This window comes from Mycobacterium sp. E136 (assembly GCF_001666865.1).
In the GTDB taxonomy this organism is placed as follows: Bacteria; Actinomycetota; Actinomycetes; order Mycobacteriales; family Mycobacteriaceae; genus Mycobacterium.
Genome location: NZ_LZJE01000216.1, coordinates 1 through 14,201 on the forward strand (window position 1 = coordinate 1; position 14,201 = coordinate 14,201).

The 14,201-nt window shown below is 69.0% G+C and carries 16 protein-coding genes; 8 read left to right on the plus strand and 8 right to left on the minus strand.

Annotation, left to right across the window (positions count from 1 at the left end; genetic code table 11):
* Positions 1-35: 35 nt before the first annotated feature.
* Positions 36-704 carry a nitroreductase family protein gene (locus tag A5698_RS14145; RefSeq protein WP_068297833.1) on the minus strand — a complete coding sequence of 223 codons (669 nt, stop codon included), beginning with the start codon at positions 702-704 and terminating at the stop codon, positions 36-38.
* 48 nt (positions 705-752) lie between these two features.
* On the opposite strand from A5698_RS14145, the gene A5698_RS14150 reads away from it, so the two are divergent.
* A complete protein-coding gene (locus A5698_RS14150) occupies positions 753-899 on the plus strand; it encodes a DUF1059 domain-containing protein (RefSeq protein WP_067081668.1) in 147 nt (48 codons plus the stop codon).
* A 27-nt stretch (positions 900-926) separates the two neighbouring features.
* Here the strand turns inward: A5698_RS14150 and A5698_RS14155 are convergent, their stop codons facing one another.
* Positions 927-1,928, minus strand: a complete 1,002-nt coding sequence (locus A5698_RS14155; RefSeq protein ID WP_068297912.1) for an Rv1157c family protein — start codon at positions 1,926-1,928, stop codon at positions 927-929.
* A gap of 62 nt (positions 1,929-1,990) precedes the next feature.
* Positions 1,991-2,560 carry a hypothetical protein gene (locus A5698_RS14160; RefSeq protein ID WP_068297838.1) on the minus strand — a complete coding sequence of 190 codons (570 nt, stop codon included), beginning with the start codon at positions 2,558-2,560 and terminating at the stop codon, positions 1,991-1,993.
* 177 nt (positions 2,561-2,737) lie between these two features.
* On the opposite strand from A5698_RS14160, the gene A5698_RS14165 reads away from it, so the two are divergent.
* Positions 2,738-3,931, plus strand: coding sequence for a mannosyltransferase (locus tag A5698_RS14165; protein WP_068297841.1), 1,194 nt, complete (start codon positions 2,738-2,740; stop codon positions 3,929-3,931).
* Here the strand turns inward: A5698_RS14165 and A5698_RS14170 are convergent, their stop codons facing one another.
* The gene (locus A5698_RS14170; RefSeq protein WP_067296657.1) at positions 3,932-4,216 is read right to left on the minus strand and encodes a 4a-hydroxytetrahydrobiopterin dehydratase; all 285 of its coding nucleotides are present in this window, start codon (positions 4,214-4,216) and stop codon (positions 3,932-3,934) included.
* A 27-nt stretch (positions 4,217-4,243) separates the two neighbouring features.
* Here A5698_RS14170 and A5698_RS14175 point away from each other — a divergent pair, with 27 nt between their 5' ends.
* The gene (locus tag A5698_RS14175; protein WP_068297844.1) at positions 4,244-4,633 is read left to right on the plus strand and encodes a (deoxy)nucleoside triphosphate pyrophosphohydrolase; all 390 of its coding nucleotides are present in this window, start codon (positions 4,244-4,246) and stop codon (positions 4,631-4,633) included.
* A 16-nt stretch (positions 4,634-4,649) separates the two neighbouring features.
* Here A5698_RS14175 and A5698_RS14180 read toward each other — a convergent pair whose 3' ends face one another.
* On the minus strand, positions 4,650-4,913 hold the full coding sequence (locus A5698_RS14180; protein ID WP_067081650.1) for a hypothetical protein: 264 nt from the start codon (positions 4,911-4,913) through the stop codon (positions 4,650-4,652).
* A 128-nt stretch (positions 4,914-5,041) separates the two neighbouring features.
* Here A5698_RS14180 and A5698_RS14185 point away from each other — a divergent pair, with 128 nt between their 5' ends.
* Positions 5,042-6,121 carry a hypothetical protein gene (locus tag A5698_RS14185; protein ID WP_068297916.1) on the plus strand — a complete coding sequence of 360 codons (1,080 nt, stop codon included), beginning with the start codon at positions 5,042-5,044 and terminating at the stop codon, positions 6,119-6,121.
* A gap of 9 nt (positions 6,122-6,130) precedes the next feature.
* Here the strand turns inward: A5698_RS14185 and A5698_RS28615 are convergent, their stop codons facing one another.
* On the minus strand, positions 6,131-6,301 hold the full coding sequence (locus A5698_RS28615; protein ID WP_090275788.1) for a hypothetical protein: 171 nt from the start codon (positions 6,299-6,301) through the stop codon (positions 6,131-6,133).
* A 55-nt stretch (positions 6,302-6,356) separates the two neighbouring features.
* On the opposite strand from A5698_RS28615, the gene typA reads away from it, so the two are divergent.
* Positions 6,357-8,246 (plus strand): translational GTPase TypA, encoded by a 1,890-nt coding sequence (gene typA / locus A5698_RS14190; RefSeq protein ID WP_156670755.1) that lies wholly within the window; start codon positions 6,357-6,359, stop codon positions 8,244-8,246.
* Between the two features lie 47 nt (positions 8,247-8,293).
* Entirely contained in the window at positions 8,294-10,159 is a 1,866-nt protein-coding gene (locus A5698_RS14195; RefSeq protein ID WP_502688926.1) for an ABC transporter family substrate-binding protein, read from the plus strand.
* Here A5698_RS14195 and A5698_RS14200 read toward each other — a convergent pair.
* Positions 10,089-11,351 carry a chloride channel protein gene (locus A5698_RS14200; protein WP_068297854.1) on the minus strand — a complete coding sequence of 421 codons (1,263 nt, stop codon included), beginning with the start codon at positions 11,349-11,351 and terminating at the stop codon, positions 10,089-10,091. The genes A5698_RS14195 and A5698_RS14200 overlap by 71 nt on opposite strands.
* A 54-nt stretch (positions 11,352-11,405) precedes the next feature.
* Between A5698_RS14200 and mshB the strand changes: the two genes are divergently transcribed.
* Entirely contained in the window at positions 11,406-12,281 is an 876-nt protein-coding gene (mshB, locus tag A5698_RS14205) for an N-acetyl-1-D-myo-inositol-2-amino-2-deoxy-alpha-D-glucopyranoside deacetylase (RefSeq protein WP_068297925.1), read from the plus strand.
* A 116-nt stretch (positions 12,282-12,397) separates the two neighbouring features.
* Positions 12,398-12,829: a DUF6113 family protein gene (locus tag A5698_RS14210; RefSeq protein ID WP_502688924.1), complete on the plus strand. Its 432-nt coding sequence runs from the start codon at positions 12,398-12,400 to the stop codon at positions 12,827-12,829.
* A 1-nt stretch (position 12,830) separates the two neighbouring features.
* Here the strand turns inward: A5698_RS14210 and A5698_RS14215 are convergent, their stop codons facing one another.
* On the minus strand, positions 12,831-14,036 hold the full coding sequence (locus A5698_RS14215) for a hypothetical protein (RefSeq protein ID WP_156670756.1): 1,206 nt from the start codon (positions 14,034-14,036) through the stop codon (positions 12,831-12,833).
* Between the last annotated feature and the right edge of the window lie 165 nt (positions 14,037-14,201).

The following is a 14,201-nucleotide window of genomic DNA, read 5'->3' on the forward strand; positions in this document are numbered from 1 at the left end:
TTGGACGGAGGTGGCAGGCCACATCGACGCGTGGCTCACCGCTCGCGGCTTGTGAGCGGATCGCCGTCGAAGCGCTCACGGGTGGCGATCTCGGAGACCGGTCTGCGGGTCAACTTCGTCAGCTGCCGGACCGGCTTTCCGAGCGGCAGGAGCGCGGCGACGGCGTAGTTGTCGGGGATCCCGAGCAACTCGCGCACCCGGGGCTCCTCGGCCACCGCCGCGGTGGTGAGCACACCGCCGAAGCCCTCGTTGCGGGCGGCCAGCAGGATGTTCCACACGAACGGGTAGACCGAGGCGCCCGCGATCAGGCCGACGCGATCGAGGTGCTGGTCGAACGCGGCCACCACGCCGAGGTCGACGCAGACCACGAGCACCACCTCCGCAGTGCGCAGCGGCGACTGGTTCGGCACATTCACGGCCGCAATGGTCTGCTCGTCAACTTGGCAGGGCTGCAACGGATTCCACGGGCTCTCCCCGTTGCGCAGCTGTGCGATGTAGCGCTTGGCGCCGGGTATCCCGCATTCGATCAACGCCTCGCGCGTCGCCGGATCGCGGACCACGATCACCCTGTTGCCCTGACGGTTGCCTCCGCTGGGTGCGAAGCGGGCGTTGTCGAGGATGCGTTCGAGGACGTCGTCGGATAACGGATCGCCGGTGTACTCGCGCACCGCGGCCGTCGTGCGCATGACGTCGTAGAGGTCCATGGCTATATCTTGGGCCTTGTCGGTCACGACTTATGCGAAGGTGGGGAGATGAAGACGCACCTCAACTGCCCGTGTGGCGAAGCGATCGTCGGTAAGGATGAGGACGATCTGGTCGAGAAGGCCCAGGCGCACCTGTCCGAGGCGCATCCCGGCCGCGACTACGACCGGGACGCGATCCTCTTCATGGCTTACTGATCCCGCTCGGCGGGGTTTGTCGACCGGTTACGGGACGACCGTCGAGCCGATCGTCGGCATGAACTGGCACTGCCGTTCGGTGGTCGTCACCTGTCCGAAGATCGTCGAGAGGATGCTGCCTGAGCCGGTGTCGACGATCGCGGTCAGCGTGGTCGGCCCCTCGGGGTTGATGTCCGGTCGCGGCTTGAGCGTCGCGCTGCCCGACTTACCGGTGGTCAGGTTGACCCACGTGACGTTGAGCGGCAGCTTCTGCTCGGCTGCGGGACCCGGCGTGCCGACCGCGGTGAACACATAAGCGGTCTGACCGGGGCCGGGGCCCGGCGTCGGGATCTTGGCCGGCCCGGCGACCGAGATCGCCGTGGCGAGGACGTTTCCGCCGTCGGCCAGGCACCCGTTGCTGATCGACGGATACATGAAGTCCTGCGTGGGCGGGGCTTCCGGGCCGAAAGCCGGACCGGATGCGGCGGCCTCAGGCGCCGGCGCGGGCGCCGGTGCGGGCGCAACCTCCGGAGCAGGCGCGGGGGCAGGGGCGGCCTCGGGCGCGGGCGCCGCCGCAGCTGCGACGGGCGCGACCTGGGGAGCGGGCGCCGCGGCAGGAGCCGCCGCGGGTGCGGGTGCGGCGGCCGCCTCCGGCACCGCGTCCTGCACCGGCCCGACGGCGTGCGCCGGATCGATGCCCGGCGGCAGGTGTGCTTCCTGGCCGGGCACGGCGCCGGGTGCCGGATTGTGGGCGACGAACTGGTTGACCGCCGACGCGACATTTCGCGAGTCGGCGGGGACGACCGCGTCACCGGCGAATACCGCGGCCGCGGCCATCAGCGTTGACGCGGCGTTCGTCGGATCGGCGGCGGCCTGCTGGATAGCCGGGCTGATGCCCTGAACCGCCGACAGGCCGGGTGCCTGCAGTCCCGGGATCGCCGGCGGGGGTGCGGGTTCGGCGCCGGCCACACCGGCCACGCCGCCCACAAGCAGCGTGGCCGATGAACCGATCGCGACGGCGACGGTGGCGAACATCCTTCGAGCTGACATGGCTCCCTCAGGGGTTGTAGTGGTCGTGTCTGCCAGTTGGTCGTTCGGCGTCGCCGCCGTCATCACGGAAGAGCCGACAGCGGCATCAGCAGCGGCGCCATGCCAGCACCTGCCGGGGCGGCGGCGGGCGCAGCGGCAGCCGGGGCGGCCGCAGCGGCCGCGGGTGCGGCGGCCGACGGCGTAGCCGCCTGCGCGGCAGCGGGCAGCAGACCGGTCAACGGCGTGCCCTCGGGCAGCAGCGAAGCCAGGCCGGTCGGCAGGTTGGACAGCAGGCTGGCCGGGTTGGCCGGCGCGGTCGAGGCCGCTGCGGGTGCCGCCGGCGCCGCGGGCATACCGGGCAGCGAAGCCGGCGGCTGCGGCAGGGTGACCGACGCCGTTGCCGACGGTGGAGTCGCGGCCGGGGCGGCCGGAGTCGAAGCGGTGTTCAGCAGGGAGGTGACGCCCTGCATGAGCTGCGTCGCGGCGGCCGGGTTCGACGCCAACTGTTGGATCAGCGGCAGGCCCGGCACGGTGGGCGCGGGTGCCGGCGCCGCGGGTTGCGCGGACGCGGTGGCGCTCAGCGCCAGCGCGGCCGAGACCGCCCCCGCAGCGGCGATCATGGTGGTCGCGAACAGTTTTCCGGTGCTGTGCATGGTTCTCCCAATCGGTTGTGTGGCACGCCTTCGCCCGAAGTTACGGAGTTACTGGTGTGACTCAAGTGACACGTGTGGCGGTGACTCAACCGTTACGCAAGCGAGGGGTTTCGGTGACCGGCCGATAGAGTCGGACGAATAGACACCTCGACAAGCGCCGCCCCGTCACCGTCGCGGATGGCCTCCCGATTGGCCGCTGCGGCGCCCGTGCTGCTGCCGCTCAGCATCGCGGCGCGACTGGCGTGGACCTACCTGGTGCCCAACGGCGCGAACTTCGTCGACCTGCACGTCTATGTCGGTGGCGCCGGCACGCTGGATCAACCCGGCGCGCTCTACGACTACGTGTATGCCGACCAGACCCCGGACTTTCCTCTGCCGTTCACCTATCCGCCGTTCGCGGCCGTGGTGTTCTATCCGCTTCACCTGCTGCCGTTCGGCCTCGTCGCGTTCCTGTGGCAGGTCGGGATCATCGCCGCGCTCTACGGCGTGGTGCGTCTCAGCCAGCGGCTGCTGGGCTCCGGCGACCGGCGGGTCGCGATGCTGTGGACCGCGGTCGGCATCTGGATAGAGCCGTTGCGCAGCACCTTCGACTACGGGCAGATCAACGTGGTGCTGGTGCTGGCGGTCCTGTACGCGGTCTACAGCACGCGATGGTGGGTGTCCGGTCTGCTGGTCGGCGTCGCGGCCGGCTTGAAGCTGACGCCCGCGGTGACCGGGCTGTACTTCCTTGGCGCCCGGCGATGGGCCGCGGTGGTGTTCTCAGCGGTGGTTTTCCTTGCCACCGTGGGGGTTTCGGCTCTGGTGGTGGGCGACCAGACCCGGCGCTATTTCACCGAACTGCTCGGTGACGCCGACCGGGTGGGTCCGATAGGGACGTCGTTCAACCAGTCGTGGCGCGGCGGGATCTCGCGGATCCTCGGCCACGACGCGGGTTATGGGCCCGCTGTGGTGGCCGGAATCGTGGTGACGGCGGTGTTGGCGATCCTGGCGTGGCGGGCCATCGGAGGCGCGTCCGACCGGTTGGGCGCGATCGTGGTGGTCCAGCTGTTCGGCCTTCTGCTGTCGCCGATCTCGTGGACGCATCACTGGGTGTGGCTGATCCCGTTGATGATCTGGCTTCTGCACGGGCCACTGCGCGACAGGCGCGGCGCGCGAGTGCTGGGCTGGGGCTGGCTCGCCCTGACCCTGGTCGGGGTGCCGTGGCTGCTGAGCTTCGCCCAGCCGACGATCTGGGTGATCCCACGACCGTGGTATCTGGCCTGGGCCGGGTTGATCTACATCGTCGCCACGCTGGCGACGCTGGCGTGGATGGCCGTCGGGCGACGATCAAGCGACGCCAGCCGCGTTGAGGAGTTCGACGATTCGACCTAGCTACTGGTCGACGAGCCCGTTGATGTCCTTGGCCATCTCGAGGTCCTTGTCGGTGATGCCGCCCTCTGAATGAGTCACCAACGCGAAAGTCACTGTCCGCCAGCGGATATCGATATCGGGATGGTGATCCTTGGCCTCCGCGTGCTCGCCGACCCGGCGGACCGCGTCGATGCCGTCGAGAAAGGCGGGGAACTTGATCGAGCGGCGCAGGGCACCGTCGGCGCGTTCCCAGCCGGGCAGATCGGGCAGTGCGGCGTCCACTTGTTCGTCCGTTAACACAGCCATGGCTTCGACCGTATACCGTCAGCCGCAGTGTCGAACCAGATCGTTGTCGCCGGCGCCCTCATCTCGGAGGCTTCGCTGCTCGTCGCGCAGCGCGACCGGCCAGCCGAACTCGCCGGGCTGTGGGAACTGCCCGGCGGCAAGGTGGCCCCGGGTGAGACGGACGAAGCCGCGTTGGCCCGCGAACTGCACGAGGAGCTCGGTGTCGTTGTCGACGTCGGCGCGCGACTCGGCGATGACGTCGCCCTCACCGAAACCATGATCCTGCGGGCTTATCGCGTCACCCAAACCGGCGGAAGCCTGCACCCCAATGACCACCGGGCGCTGCGCTGGGTCACCGCCGGCGAACTCGACGGCCTCGCGTGGGTGCCCGCCGACCGCATGTGGCTGGCCGCGCTCAGGCGAGCGCTCGGCGGGTAACCCGGCGGAACAGCCCTCAATAGCGCAGCCGGTCGTTGACCACCCGGACCGGCGGCTGGTGGTGCGCCGCGTAGATCGGATGCATCAACGCGGGATGTCGGCAGTGGACGCAGGATCCGGGCGACCGGTTGGTCGACGAGAACGTCATGTGGTGGCAGTGTGCACACCGCACGACGTGGAACACGCCCATCCAATTGAGCAATCCGAGGTAGATCGCCGCCGTCGCGAAAGCCGCCAGCAGCGCGGCCAGAGCGATGGTGGAGACCTCGTAGATCGCCATCTGAGTCTCCTCTCTCTCGGCGCTTCCGACAGTAATTCGCGTAGCTGCACGCCCGCTGTGAACGTTTGCCGGCGACGGTTTTCAAGATCGGCCGTTCGGCGGCGTGTGCTCACATAGTCTTGCCGTTCATGCGCGTGCTGCGGTTCGTGTGGCGAGGAGTGCTCGCCTTCGACCGGATCGGTTCGCGCATCCCGCAACTGGTGCAGATGTGGCTCGTCGAGTTGTTCTTCGCGCTGCCGCTGACCTTCTCCATCGCCAAGATGATCGACATCCGCGGCGGCTTCGGCGTGCCGGGTACCGGTGAATCGATGCCGGGCGTGTTCTGGGGTGCGTTGGTGGTCTCGCTGGTCTGCGGATTCTTCTTCTTCCGCAGCCTGGTCAGGCCGCGGGTCAAGCAAGGAGCGTGGACACCGATGGTGCGCGCGGACATCGGCGATGCGACCGTGGTCGGCGGGAACCGCGCATGGCGGGTCGAATACGAGTACCTGAGCAGTCATCCGTCGTACTCGCTGTTGCTCCTGCTCACCGCCCCCATCCCCGCCGTCATGGTGCTGATGACGATCAACCACGGCGACAGCACCTTCTATTGGCGCGTCGCGGGTGTCGTCGGGCTCATCGTGCTGGCGCTGATGGCGCTGGCCCGGCTGCTGAGTTGGTACGTCTTCCGGTTCGGACGGCGCGAGATCGGCGATCATGCGGCAGGACAAGGGGTTTCGGATCGAAGGCTCGGCTGGGAGATGACGTGGAAGCCGCTGCTCATGCTGATCGTGATGGTCTATGCGATCGTCGGAATCCCGCTCGCCTACATGTGGTGGGACGAATTGCGCACCATCGACAAGCTGCCCGTCGTGACCGTCGCCGACAGCGTCGATGCGGTGGGGCAGTACCGGCGCGTCGACGGTGCTCTCGCCGGCGATCCGGTGTACTGGGCGCCGCGAGGTACCGGCCGCGGCGGCAACAACTTCTCGGGAGCCGGTGTGCTCGTGGACCTTTCGGCCGGTGGCGAAGTGCTGCTACTGGCCGAGTCGTTGTCGGTACCCGACTTCGTCGGCGTCATGAAGGGGGTGCGGGACAACACGATTCACACACACGGCCGGGTGATCGACGAGATCACCGAAACCCAGCAGAAGTACTACGGCTTCGACGAAGACGCTTTCCCCGATCCGCCGCTCGACGGCCGGGTGATGGTGCTGCTGTCCTACCCGTAGCCGGTGGGCCTACTTCCGCCGGCGGGCGCGCTTGTGAACCTTCACCAGATCCTTGCCGCGAATGCCGTTGCGTTCGGCCTTGCGCACCTGATGAACCACGACCGGGCAGCGCTTGCAGCGGGGTTGGCTGCGGCAGCACTTCTTCTTCGGCTTGAGGTCGGCGAGCTTGCTGGGCTTCAAGTGACGGGCATCTCTCGTTTTCGTGATTGGCCGACCGCACTGCGACAATCTCGAAGTGGATTTTAGAAACGTCGCCATCGTGGCACACGTCGACCACGGGAAGACCACCCTGGTCGACGCGATGCTGCGCCAGTCCGGCGCTTTGACACACCGGGGTGACGACGCCACCGAGCGCATCATGGATTCCGGTGACCTCGAGCGCGAAAAAGGCATCACGATCCTGGCGAAGAACACCGCAGTGCACCGCCATCACGGCGACGGCACCGTGACCATCATCAACGTCATCGACACCCCCGGACACGCCGACTTCGGCGGCGAGGTCGAGCGCGGGCTGTCGATGGTCGACGGCGTGCTGTTGCTGGTCGACGCGTCGGAGGGCCCCCTGCCGCAGACCCGCTTCGTCCTGCGCAAGGCGCTGGCCGCCCACCTGCCGGTCATCCTCGTGGTCAACAAGACCGACCGCCCGGACGCCCGGATCAGCGAGGTCGTCTCCGACAGCCACGACCTGCTGCTCGACGTGGCGTCCGACCTCGACGAGGAGGCCCAGAAGGCCGCCGAGGAGGCGCTCGGACTGCCGACGCTGTACGCGTCGGGCCGGGCCGGCATCGCCAGCACCACCGAACCCGCCAACGGTGAGAACCCGGACGGCACGAACCTCGACCCGCTGTTCGACGTCCTCATGGAGCACATCCCGCCGCCCAGCGGCGACCCCGAAGCGCCCTTGCAGGCGCTGGTCACCAACCTCGACGCCTCGGCGTTCCTGGGGCGTCTGGCACTGATCCGCATCTACAACGGCAAGCTGCGCAAGGGCCAGCAGGTCGCGTGGATGCGCGAGGTGGACGGCGTGCCCGTCGTCACGAACGCCAAGATCACCGAACTGCTCGCGACCGTCGGTGTCGAGCGCAACCCGACCGACGAGGCCGTCGCCGGTGACATCGTCGCCGTCGCCGGCATGCCCGAGATCATGATCGGCGACACCCTCGCCGACCCCGACCACGCGCACGCGCTGCCGCGCATCACCGTCGACGAGCCCGCCATCTCGGTCACCATCGGCACCAACACCTCGCCGCTGGCGGGCAAGGTGTCCGGCCACAAGCTGACCGCCCGGATGGTGCGCAACCGGCTGGACCAGGAGCTGGTCGGCAACGTCTCGATCAAGGTCGTCGACATCGGCCGCCCCGACGCGTGGGAGGTCCAGGGCCGCGGGGAGTTGGCGCTGGCGGTGCTGGTCGAGCAGATGCGCCGCGAGGGCTTCGAGCTGACCGTCGGCAAGCCGCAGGTGGTCACCCGCACGATCGACGGCAAGCTGCACGAGCCGTTCGAGGCGATGACCATCGACTGCCCCGAGGAGTTCGTCGGCGCCATCACGCAGCTGATGGCCGCGCGCAAGGGCCGCATGGAGGACATGACCAACCACGCCGCGGGCTGGGTGCGGATGGACTTCATCGTGCCGAGCCGCGGGCTGATTGGCTTCCGCACCGACTTCCTGACGATCACCCGCGGCACGGGCATCGCCAACGCGGTGTTTGACGGCTACCGGCCGTGGGCGGGGGAGATCCGCGCCCGACACAGCGGCTCGTTGGTGTCGGACCGCAGCGGCCAGATCACGCCGTTCGCGATGATCCAGCTCGCCGATCGCGGCCAGTTCTTCGTCGAGCCCGGCCAGGACACCTACGAGGGTCAGGTCGTCGGCATCAACCCGCGCGCGGAGGATCTCGACGTCAACGTCACCCGGGAGAAGAAGCTGACCAACATGCGCAGCTCCACCGCCGACGTCATCGAGACGCTGGCCCGGCCGCTGGAACTGACCCTGGAACAGGCCATGGAGTTCTGCGCCGAAGACGAGTGCGTCGAGGTGACCCCGGAGGTCGTCCGGGTGCGCAAGGTGGAACTCAACGCGAGCCTGCGCGCCAGGGCCAAGGCGCGCGCGAAAGCCCGCGGCTGATCTTGGGGGTCGCCGATCGGCCGGGCACACGCAAGGTGCCCGATACCCTGTTGGTCGTGTCCGGCCCCCGACGCGTCATCGCGATCTTGTCCGCGATGGTGACTCTCGTGGCCGCCTGCACCGTCAGCCCGCCGCCCGCGCCGCAGAGCACCGACACGCTGCAGTCGCCGCCACCCCCTCCGATGAAGGCGACGCAGATCATCATGGCGATCGACTGGATCGGTCCCGGCTTCAATCCGCACCTGCTCTCCGACCAGTCGCCGGTCAACGCGGCGATCAGTTCGCTGGTGCTGCCCAGTTCGTTCCGGCCCATCGCCGACCCCAAGACGCCGACCGGGTCGCGGTGGGAGCTCGACAAGAGCTTGTTGGAGTCGGCGGAGGTGACGAGCCAGGACCCGTTCACCGTCACCTACAAGATCCGCCCCGAGGCGTCGTGGACCGACAACGCGCCCATCGCCGCCGATGACTACTGGTACCTGTGGCAGCAGATGGTCAGCCAGCCCGGGGTCGTCGATCCGGCGGGCTACGACCTGATCACCGGTGTCCAGTCGGTCGAGGGCGGCAAGACCGCGGTCGTGACGTTCTCGCAGCCGTACCCGGCGTGGCGCGAACTGTTCAACAACATCCTTCCGGCCCACATCGTCAAGGACGTGCCGGGCGGATTCGCCGCCGGGTTGGCGCGGGCACTGCCGGTGACGGGCGGACAGTTCCGCGTCGAGAACATCGACCCCCAGCGCGACGAGATCCTGCTGGCCCGCAACGACCGGTACTGGGGCGCGCCCGCCAAGCCGGACCAGGTGCTGTTCCGGCGCGGCGGCGACTCCGCGGCGCTGGCCGACTCGATCCGCAACGGCGACACCCAGGTCGCCCAGGTGCACGGCGGGGCGGCCGCGTTCGCCCAGCTGTCCGCGATCCCCGATGTGCGCACGGCGCGGATCGTCACGCCGCGCGTGATGCGGTTGAGCCTGCGGGCCCAGCAGCCGGCGCTGCGGGAATCGCAGGTCCGCAAGGCGATCCTGGGCCTGCTCGACGTGGACCTGCTCGCCGCGGTGGGCGCCGGCGACGACAACACGGTGACGCTGGCCCAGGCTCAGGTGCGCTCACCGTCGGACCCCGGGTACGTCCCCACGGCACCGCCCGCGATGGCCAAGCAGGACGCCCTCGGGCTGCTGGCCGACGCCGGTTACGAGCTGGAACCGGTCTCGACCACTGCGCCGCCCACCCCCGGCAACCCGCCGCCGGACGGCGACCGCGGCCGCATCACCAAGGACGGTGAACCGCTGACGTTGGTGATCGGCGTGGCGGCCAACGACCCCACGTCGGTGGCCGTCGCCAACACCGCGGCCGACCAACTGCGCAATGTCGGTATCGCGGCATCGGTGACGGCTCTCGACCCGGTGGCCCTCTACGCCGATGCGCTGCCCAACAACCGCGTCGACGCGGTGGTCGGCTGGAACCACGCGGGCGGGGATCTGGCCACAGCGTTGGCGTCGCGGTTCGGATGCCGGGCGTTGGAGGCGACGCCGGTGGCGACGGCCCAACCCGGTCCTCGCACGACGACCAGCGGTACACCGACACCGACCACGACGCGGTCCACGCCGACCGCGACGACGCCGAGTCCGCGGCCCGACCCCGAATCAGGCGAGCTCGTGCAGGCGCCGAGCAACATCACCGGGATATGCGATCGCAGCATCCAGCCGAAGATCGATGCGGCGCTCGACGGCAGCGAGGACATCGCCGACGTCATCACGGCCGTCGAACCGCGCCTGTGGAACATGGCGACTGTGCTGCCGATCCTGCAGGACACCACGATCGTGGCCTCCGGCCCGAGCGTGCAGAACGTCAGCCTGTCCGGCGCCGTGCCGGTCGGCATCGTCGGCGATGCCGGCGACTGGGTGAAGACCAAGCAGTGAGTCCGTGCGCCGCGAACGCCGCGATCGCGAACACCGCCAGAAGCCAGTAGGGCGGATGCGCGAGTTCCCAGACGAAGAGCGCCGCGAACGCCGGTGACCGCTGGGTGATCGCCAGCACGCCGGCCGCACACGTCAGCGACAACGCCGAGCCGTGCAGGTTCGTATCGGCCCACTCATTCAGGGTGAGCGCGACGAGCGATCCTGCGGCCGCACCCGTCGCCAGCGCCGGCGTGATCAGACCGCCGACGGCCCCGGCGCGCAGAAACACCGCGGTGAGAAGCGGTTTCAGCAGCAGGAGCATGGCCGCCCCGCCGAGGGTGAGGCCGCTGTTCACACTGACCGTCAAGATGCTCCTGCCGTTGCCGGGCAACTCGGGCCACCAGATCGAGCACACACCCGTGGCCAATCCGGCCGCGGCGACCGTCAGTACCAACACCCACGACCGCATCTGCACCCGTGGGCGCGCAGCGGACATGACCCGGTCGAACCCGAGGCCGATGACGGCAGCGAGCGGTGAAATCGTCACGGCCAGAAACGCGAACAGCGGCGACAGCTCGAAATCCGGCCACGTCAGCGGATGTTCGAGATGCGTGACCGGAGCGGCGACGGCGACGGCGAGGCTCGACGTGATCAGCGCCGCGCCGACGGCGCGCGGATGCCACGTCTTGAGCAGGATGCTTGCGGTGAACAGGGCACCGCCCAACGGCACGCTGTAGACCGCGCCCAGGCCGGCGCCCGCCGCGCAGGCGAGCAGAATCTCCCGGTCGCGGGGCGTCAGCGTGAGACGCGTCGTGCCCAGATCGCCGAGGGCGGCGGCGATCTGGCGAGGCGCGCCCTCACGGCCCAGCGACGCGCCCGACCCGACCAGAAGCACCTGCAGTGCGGCGTCGACGCACAACGGAGTGCGGGGCAAGGGCCGGGGTGAGGCGATCGCCGCCGACAGCGACGGGATCTCGGTGCGTCTGCGCAGCAGCCACCACCCGCAGCCGGCCAGCGCGCCGCCGATCATCGGGCCGACGGCGCGTCGGGTCGGACTGCTCCCGCCGACGCCGGTCAGCAGGCTGCCGAACGAGTAGTGGTACGTGAGGTGTTCGACGCCGTGCAGCAGGAGCGTAGTCGCCGCGCCCGCGACGCCTGCGAGCAGCCCGATGATGACGATCGCGCAACCGAACTCGACGGTGCGCCGGGACACCTCGTGAATGTATGCCAGCGGGCAGGCAAGCTGGTGCGAATGGAGCCCAACTCGATGGACGGCGCTGGCCGGTTGTTGTTCGTACACGCCCACCCCGACGACGAAACCCTCACGACCGGCGCCACGATCGCCCACTACGTCGCGCGCGGTGCGCAGGTGCGCGTGGTCACGTGCACGCTCGGCGAGGAGGGCGAGGTGATCGGCGAGCGGTGGGCGCGCCTGGCCGTCGACGAGGCCGACCAGCTCGGCGGGTATCGCATCGGCGAGCTGACCGCGGCGCTGAACGCGCTGGGCATCGCCGAGCCGGAGTATCTCGGAGGGGCCGGGCGCTGGCGCGACTCCGGAATGGCGGGCACACCGCGCCGCCACCACCAGCGGTTCGTCGACGCCGATCCGGACGAGTCGGTCGGCGCACTGGTCGCGGTCATTCGCGAACTGCGTCCGCACGTCGTCGTCACCTACGACCCGCAGGGCGGCTACGGCCATCCCGACCACATCCACGCCCACGAGGTGACGATGGCCGCCGTAGCGGCCGCGGCCGGGTCGCGGTTCGAAGGCGAGCCGTGGACCGTGCCGAAGGTCTATTGGACGGTGATCTCGAAGACCGCGATCGGCGAGGCGCTCGCCGACCTCGACGCGCCCGCCGAGTGGACGCGGGTGAGCGGCGACGAGCTGTCGTTCGGCTATCCGGACGACGAGATCGACGCGGTGATCGACGATCCCGAACAGTTCCAGGCCAAGGTGGCGGCGATGCGGGCGCACGCCACGCAGGTCACCGTCGCGCCGAACGACCGCGCGTTCGCGCTGTCCAACAACATCGCGCTGCCGCTCAGCGCGGTCGAGCACTACATCCTGGTCGCGGGTACGGCCGGCGAGCGCGACGGTCGAGGCTGGGAGACGGACCTACTCGCCGGGCTGGACCTTCGATAGCGACGCGGGGGAGGAGTAAGCTCCCCGTCAGTCGACGGCGCGATGAAGGGACTGCACATGGATCCGGATCTCGATCCCAACCTGCAGCACTGGCAGGACCGGTTCGACAGCCTTCAGTGGGTCATCGGCTCGCTGACCGGAATGCTGGACAGCATCCCGACCTGAGTCCCCCCACTTCCGCCGCCGAGCCTCGAAGCGTGGCGGTCCTTACCCTGCTGGCCATCGACGGGGTGCTGTGCGCCATCGCCGCGGCCTTGTTCCTCCCGCTCCGCCTCGGGTCGACGCCCTTTCCGATCAGCGCGCTGATCGCCGGCCTGGTCAACGCCGCCCTCGTATGGGCCGCGCTGCACTGGACGTCGTCGCCGCGAATCGCGGCCCTTCCGCTGTGGACCTGGCTGCTCACGGTGTTGTTGATGACGTTAGGCGGGCCGGGCGACGACATCATCTTCGGCGGCGTCGGCGTCATGGAGTACGCGGCCTTGCTGCTCATCGTGCTCGGCACGCTGCCGCCCGCCGCGGTCCTGCGGGCGGCCGTCAGGAAGATCTGACCTACGTCGTGCCGGCCGTGGACCCGGTCGCGTCGGCTGGGTCTTGGTTCGAATCGGCTTGCGGGTTCGGATCGCCACCTGCGTCATTCGAGGACGGCGCCTGTGTGGATGGCGCCTGAGGCGACAGCTCCTCGAACTCAGTTTTCGGATCCGGGGCAAGCGACCCGTCGGTCTTCTGTTCATTCGACGGGCCGGTCGGTGTGGCGATCGCCGACGCGCGGACCTCGCCTTGCGCCTGAACGGTTGCTGCGCCCGTTGTCACGGTGACCGTGGTGTCCGTCGTGGTTGCGGTCGTCAACTCCTTCTCACCATCGAGGTCGAGTTCCACTTCGGCAACCTCGGTGGGTCCGTCGGCGTTCGGCTCGGCCTCGAGCTTCTCGTTCCCCGGCACCCGTTCGGTCTGCGCCCCGTCGATGTCGGAGAGTTCGCCGACGACCTCGCCCTCGAATTCGCTGACGCCCTGTTGGGCGATGCCCTGCCGCTGGGTGAGCGTCTCGTCGACGTCCGTGGCGCCGTCGTCCAGGTGCCCCTCTGTTTTCGCGTGCAGGGTCGATTCGTCCAGCGCGGAAAGCTGTATCCCGGCTTCGGCGGCCTCGGCCGCGAACGGGCCGATGGGCGGTATCGGCGGGAGTGGCGGGAGCCAGAAGGCGAGCTGGTCGTTGGCGAGGAAGATGAACGAATTGATGGTGTCGACGGCGACGCGGACCAGCCCGTCCCAGAAGCTGATGTTCCCGCCGAGCCAGTCGGCGATGTTGAACGTGATGCTTCGTACGATGCGTTCGCCGAAGTTGTAGAAGATCTCGATCTGCGGGGCGAGCCAGCCGACGTAGGGGATCCAACCGACCGCGTATGCGGCCACGTCGAAGCCCCATTCCACCCACGGTTCGATCGCGTTGTAGACGTTCTTGATCGCGCTGTCGATCGAATTGCCGCCGACGACGTTCGGGAAGGCGGGTGTCGGGAAGGAAGCGCCGGCGCTCGGCGGCACAACTATTCGTTCCAACCACCAGATCAGCAACTCGGGCAGCTCGAGAGCGGGGACTGAGGGCCCGGTTCGCACCGCCAGTGGCGTCGTTTGCGCGGCTGCCACCAGTCGGACGGTGGCAGTCGGTTCGGGCGGCGGAGCGGGGCGTACGGGGGCGATCACGACAGCGCTCACCGCCAAGGTGACCACGGCCATCGTCAACATGGAGTGGGCAGAGCGCATCATTCAGTCCTCCAGACTCCGACCTACAGCAAGCTACGCCGACATTTGCTCATGCGTGACCAAACGGCGACGCGAGTTTGCTGCCGTTTGCCGAGGCGACGGCAGCGTCCCGCCGATACCACCGTGCCGACTACTGTTGCCCGTATGTCAGGCGCCGATGTTTCA

What these genes read in the sequence shown, in the direction of transcription:
- A5698_RS14145 (WP_068297833.1), bottom strand. Translation starts at nt 704, where the DNA reads ATGGACCTCTACGACGTCATGCGCACGACGGCCGCGGTGCGCGAGTAC.
- A5698_RS14150 (WP_067081668.1), top strand. Translation starts at nt 753, where the DNA reads ATGAAGACGCACCTCAACTGCCCGTGTGGCGAAGCGATCGTCGGTAAG.
- A5698_RS14155 (WP_068297912.1), bottom strand. Translation starts at nt 1,928, where the DNA reads ATGTCAGCTCGAAGGATGTTCGCCACCGTCGCCGTCGCGATCGGTTCA.
- A5698_RS14160 (WP_068297838.1), bottom strand. Translation starts at nt 2,560, where the DNA reads ATGCACAGCACCGGAAAACTGTTCGCGACCACCATGATCGCCGCTGCG.
- A5698_RS14165 (WP_068297841.1), top strand. Translation starts at nt 2,738, where the DNA reads ATGGCCTCCCGATTGGCCGCTGCGGCGCCCGTGCTGCTGCCGCTCAGC.
- A5698_RS14170 (WP_067296657.1), bottom strand. Translation starts at nt 4,216, where the DNA reads ATGGCTGTGTTAACGGACGAACAAGTGGACGCCGCACTGCCCGATCTG.
- A5698_RS14180 (WP_067081650.1), bottom strand. Translation starts at nt 4,913, where the DNA reads ATGGCGATCTACGAGGTCTCCACCATCGCTCTGGCCGCGCTGCTGGCG.
- A5698_RS14185 (WP_068297916.1), top strand. Translation starts at nt 5,042, where the DNA reads ATGCGCGTGCTGCGGTTCGTGTGGCGAGGAGTGCTCGCCTTCGACCGG.
- mshB (WP_068297925.1), top strand. Translation starts at nt 11,406, where the DNA reads ATGGACGGCGCTGGCCGGTTGTTGTTCGTACACGCCCACCCCGACGAC.
- A5698_RS14215 (WP_156670756.1), bottom strand. Translation starts at nt 14,036, where the DNA reads ATGCGCTCTGCCCACTCCATGTTGACGATGGCCGTGGTCACCTTGGCG.